This window comes from Patescibacteria group bacterium, assembly GCA_024238995.1.
In the GTDB taxonomy this organism is placed as follows: Bacteria; Patescibacteriota; Minisyncoccia; order Minisyncoccales; family JANBVM01; genus JANBVL01.
Genome location: JANBVL010000014.1, coordinates 1 through 4,924, shown reverse-complemented (window position 1 = coordinate 4,924; position 4,924 = coordinate 1). Strand labels below are relative to the sequence as shown.

Annotated in this window: 5 protein-coding genes; 4 read left to right on the top strand and 1 reads right to left on the bottom strand. The window is 32.8% G+C overall.

What is annotated here, in order from left to right:
• Positions 1 to 432, bottom strand: a 432-nt coding sequence (locus KJI70_03635; GenBank protein ID MCP6718593.1) for a hypothetical protein, incomplete at its 3' end; no start/stop codon positions are given.
• A 186-nt stretch (positions 433 to 618) separates the two neighbouring features.
• Here KJI70_03635 and KJI70_03630 point away from each other — a divergent pair.
• The 4 genes from KJI70_03630 to KJI70_03615 all read left to right on the top strand — a co-directional run.
• Positions 619 to 2,742 carry a hypothetical protein gene (locus KJI70_03630; protein MCP6718592.1) on the top strand — a complete coding sequence of 708 codons (2,124 nt, stop codon included), beginning with the start codon at positions 619 to 621 and terminating at the stop codon, positions 2,740 to 2,742.
• 13 nt (positions 2,743 to 2,755) lie between these two features.
• Positions 2,756 to 3,655 (top strand): NAD-dependent epimerase/dehydratase family protein, encoded by a 900-nt coding sequence (locus KJI70_03625; GenBank protein ID MCP6718591.1) that lies wholly within the window; start codon positions 2,756 to 2,758, stop codon positions 3,653 to 3,655.
• Positions 3,648 to 4,619 (top strand): SDR family NAD(P)-dependent oxidoreductase, encoded by a 972-nt coding sequence (locus KJI70_03620; protein ID MCP6718590.1) that lies wholly within the window; start codon positions 3,648 to 3,650, stop codon positions 4,617 to 4,619. The genes KJI70_03625 and KJI70_03620 overlap by 8 nt, the downstream gene beginning before the upstream one ends.
• A gap of 30 nt (positions 4,620 to 4,649) precedes the next feature.
• The coding region (locus KJI70_03615; protein ID MCP6718589.1) for a polysaccharide deacetylase family protein at positions 4,650 to 4,924 on the top strand (275 nt) is incomplete at its 3' end.

Below are 4,924 nucleotides of genomic sequence, written 5' to 3'. Positions count from 1 at the left end.
CAAAATCAGCTGGTTTGATAACCAATTTCTTGGATCATGAAACGCCCAACCACCAATTCTATAAATGATTTTGAACCTTGAATTATTGTTATTAAATGATTTGTACACTGAACCAGCAACGGATCCTAATATGCCAGCTGTTGTAGAACACAAAAAAAGAGTATCTGGTTTTTCTTTTTTTAATAAATTAAGGATTTCTGACACTGAAAACAAAGCTTTTAATGGGTGAGGGTTTCTTTTTAGATGTTTTAGCTGTATTGTTTTAATATTCAAGGCTTGAAGTTTTACAAAGAGCTCGCCATCGCCTTGACCAGCCGCCACTAAAAGCTCATATTTTTCTTTATTTAAATGAGAAACAAGCTCAAATATGAATCTTTGAGCTCCACCGAATTCTGACTGAGTAACGATGAATAAGATTTTGTTTTTACTCATAATCTTCTTTTTTCAGTGTAATAAATTAGGCTTTTCTACGTCATATCTATAGAGACTAATCATATGTTGAAAGTCTTTTTATTTGCATCCAAATCAGTGTTTTCTTGGTTAAAATAGATTGACTTTCAGCTTGCTTTCTATATAATAGATTATTAAATTTAAATAAGCAATCGTATTTATTAAAATATGTTTAAAAAACCAGGAATCATTGGTGTTGGCATGGTTGGCGGCGCTTTAAGGCGCTATTTTGAAGAACACAAAGGGATTAAACCCCTTTTATATGACCCGGGCAAGAATTTGGGTTCTATTGAAGAAATGAACCAAGCAGACGTTATTTTTATCTGTGTTCCAACTCCTTTTGATAAGGAAAAATGTTATTTTGACCTGTCATACGTTGAAAATGCTCTTTCTAGCATTAAGGGTGAAAAAGTTATTGTAATTAAATCTACGGTTCTGCCTGGTGCCACTGAATCTTTACAAAAAAAATATCCTCAACACAAGATATTATTTAACCCAGAATTTTTAACAGAACTTACAGCTGACCAGGACATGTCTTATCCAGACAGGCAAATTCTTGGTTATACAAAAAAATCATTCAATATTGCAAAAGACGTTATAAATCTTTTACCTCTAGCTCCTTTTGAACGAATTCTACCAGCTACTGAAGCTGAGACAGTGAAATATTTTGGAAACACATGGTTTTCAACAAAAGTAGTTTTCGCAAACCAGATTTATAATTTGTGTGAAAAGCTAGGCATTAATTATGACAGAATTATGGATGCTGCGTCTGCTGACAAGAGAATTGACAGAACTCATTTAACAATCTTTCATAAAGGAAAAAGAGGTTATGCCGGGAAATGTTTGGTTGGCGATGAAATGGTTTATCAATGCAGCGAGAATGGAATTGATGTGGTTCCGATTGAAAAATTGTCTGGAGATAAAATTCTTAGCGCTAAAGATGGAAAAATTTTCATTGAGCAAGTTTTAGCTAAAAGCAAAAGAAGGATTAATAAAACCATAAAAATCCATTTGTCAAAAGGTAGGACTTTGGAAATGTCACCAGATCATTTAGTGGTATCTTTTAATAAAAACAATAATCAAACTGTAAAAGAAGCGAAAGACTTAACTCCAGAAGACAGAATTCCAGTTGTTTTAGATAAACTTCCTGTCTTGTATCAAAAACAAACAGTTGATTTTTTTGAAAATTTTAGCGTTAAAGAGGAAGTTTTCGTTGAGCAGTGCCAGAAAAGTTTTGCTAGTGCATTAAAACCGCAGTTGACCTTTCATCAATATAAAGGATTAAGACGTCAGAGGCCGGTTTCTCTTCCAGCACTATCTTTAATGAAAGCCCAGATTCCTTTAGAAGAATTAAAAATTAAAACAGGGAAAACAGGAACATGGATTCCTGTCCAATTAAAAAATAATAAAGATTGGGCTCGACTTATGGGTTATTACCTTGCAGAGGGTTGTGTTTCTGATAATAGGGTGTTATTTACTTTTGGTTATCATGAAAAAGAGCTTATTGAGGATTTAACTTCTATTTTAGATCAGTTAGATATCAAGTTTAGTACTAGAATTGGTTATTGGAAAGGAAAGAAAAGCAGTCTTACATTCAAGGTTTCCTCAAGAATTCTTTCAGAATATTTTAAGGATTTCGGCAAGGGCTGCTATTCAAAATCAATTCCAGATTATATGTTTTTTGCTTCGCAAGAAATAAAAAACCAACTACTCAGCGGTCTTTTCAGAGGAGATGGTTCTTTAGAGAAATCTAATATGGGAAATTACTGCACTATTAATTACGCCACAGTTAGTAAAAAGCTAATAGAGGGAATCGACTTGTTGTTAAGAGAAAAAGGAATATTGTCTAGCAGACGCATATTTAGATCAAAAAAATCAAAAGTGCCTTGTTATGAAATTCGGGTTTCAGAATCTAAAGAGGTTGAAAAGTTGCTCCCATTTTTAACAAAAGAGAAAAGAAATAAAGTTAAACTTAATGCCAGGACTATTAAATCTCCGGCTTATGATAGAATTAATGACAATATTGCTTTGCTTCGCATTAAAAAAGTTGAAAATCTAAACAGCAACAAGTGGGTTTATGCTCTTGAAACCCAAAGCAATCACTATCTTACAAGCGGAGGCGTCTTAACTCATAATTGCCTTCCAAAAGACATAAAAGCTTTTATTAGATTTGCTGAGAAAAATGGCGTTGATTTAAAACTGCATAAAATAGTTGATGAAATTAACGAAGAACTCTTAAAAGAACAAGGAATTACTGATCCTGAAAATTACAGTAAAAGAGATCCATTTTAATATTTTTAAAAATATGGCAAAAATTTTAGTTAGCGGTGGAGCTGGTTTTATCGGCTCCAATTTAGTAGATAAATTAATTGAAAAAAATCATGAGGTTCTTGTAATTGATAATTTATCTACCGGTAAAAAAGAAAACCTTAATCCAAAAGCTAAGTTTTTTAATCTTGACTTAAGAGATTTTGGAAAAATTAAACCAATATTTGAAGGTGTGGATTTTGTTTTTCACTTAGCGGCTTTACCCAGGGTCCCTTTGTCAGTTGCCAAACCAAGAGAAACTAATGAAATGAACGTTACAGCAACTTTAAATACATTAGTTGCTGCAAAAGATGCAAAAGTTAAAAGATTTGTTTACAGTTCTTCTTCTTCGGTTTATGGCATTGGTAATGACTTGCCGTTAAAAGAAAGCATGGCAGCTTTCCCTATAAGTCCTTATGCTTTACAGAAATATGTAGGTGAACTTTACTGTAAAATCTTCTCTTCAGATCTCTATAATTTGCCTACAGTTTCTTTAAGATATTTCAATGTTTACGGACAAAGACAGCCCGAAGAGGGAAGTTATACTCCAGTTATTGGTCTTTTTCTAACTCAAAAGAAAAAAGGATTGTCTTTAACAATTACTGAAGATGGTGAACAAACTCGTGACTTCACGCATGTTTCTGATGTGGTAAATGCTAATATTTTAGCTATGGAATCAGATAGGGTTGGCAAGGGAGAAGCTATTAATATTGGCGCTGGTTGTAATTATACAGTGAATAAAATAGCAGAATTCGTTGGTGGAGAAACTAAATATATTCCTGCAAGACCCGGTGATATAAGGGATACTTTGGCAGACATTAGTTTAGCCAAAGAATTGTTGGGTTGGGAGCCTAAAACAACCTTAGAACAAGGAATAAAAGAACTTAAAAATGAATAATAAAAAAATACTAATTACTGGCGGAGCTGGCTTTATTGGTTCTCATTTAGCTGAAAAACTTCTTAAGCAAGGAGAAGAGGTTTTTGTTGTTGATGATCTTTCAACGGGGAGATTAGAAAATATTGATCATTTAAGAAATAACAATAACTTTCATTTCACTAAAGGATCAGTGCTTGATGAAGACTTAATTAAAGAATTAATAGCAAAAGTAGATCAAGTATATCACTTAGCAGCTGCAGTCGGGGTAAAGAAAATACTAAAAGAGCCCTTAGATTGTCTTTTAACCAACGTTAATGGTACAGAAATAGTATTAAAACAAGCAGAAAAAAGAAAAGTTAAAGTTTTAATTGCTTCCTCTTCTGAGGTTTACGGAAAAGGGGATAAGGTTCCTTTTAAAGAACAAGATGATAGGATTTATGGCTCTGTATATAATAATCGCTGGATTTATGCTTTTTCAAAAGGAATAGATGAGTTTTTAGGTTTAGCTTATTTCAAAGAAAAGAAATTACCTGTTATTGTAACCAGGTTTTTTAATGTTATTGGTCCAAGACAGGTGGGAAGATATGGCATGGTAGTTCCTACTTTTATTAAACAAGGACTAAAAGGTGAGCCTATAACTGTTTATGGAGATGGCGAGCAAACCAGAAGCTTTGCTGATGTTGAAGATATTGTTGAAGCCTTAATTAAATTAATGGCAACAAAACAGGCAGAAGGTCAAGTTATTAATCTGGGAGCAGACAGGGAAATTAGTATAAATAATTTAGCTAAAAAAGTCATAGAATTAACAAACAGTTCTTCAAAAATAACCCACATTCCATATGATCAAGCTTATCCTGACGGATTTGAAGACCTTAGGCGAAGAGTGCCAGACATTTCAAATATTAGAAGAATGATTGGCTATGAGCCAAAATTTAGTCTAGAGGAAACTATTAAAAAAATAATAAAATACCAGCAGCAAGCTTAATAATTTTTTAAAAGGTGTTTTGTTAACTTTATGAATATTTGTTTTGTTTCAATTGATGTTGAATCTGACTTAGCTAAACCACAAAGCTTTGAAGGAGTGGAAAATCTAGACAGGATTTTCAATATTTTTAAAAAACACAATCTTTCAGCTACGCTTTTTATTAGTGGAAATGTGCTTGAAAGATATGAGAATCAGATTAAAAACTGGGCAGAAAGCTATGAAATTGCCTCACATAGTTTTTCACATCAGTTTTGGAATAATTTAACTGGTGAACAAAGACAAAAAGAGCTGGATAGATTCATTAG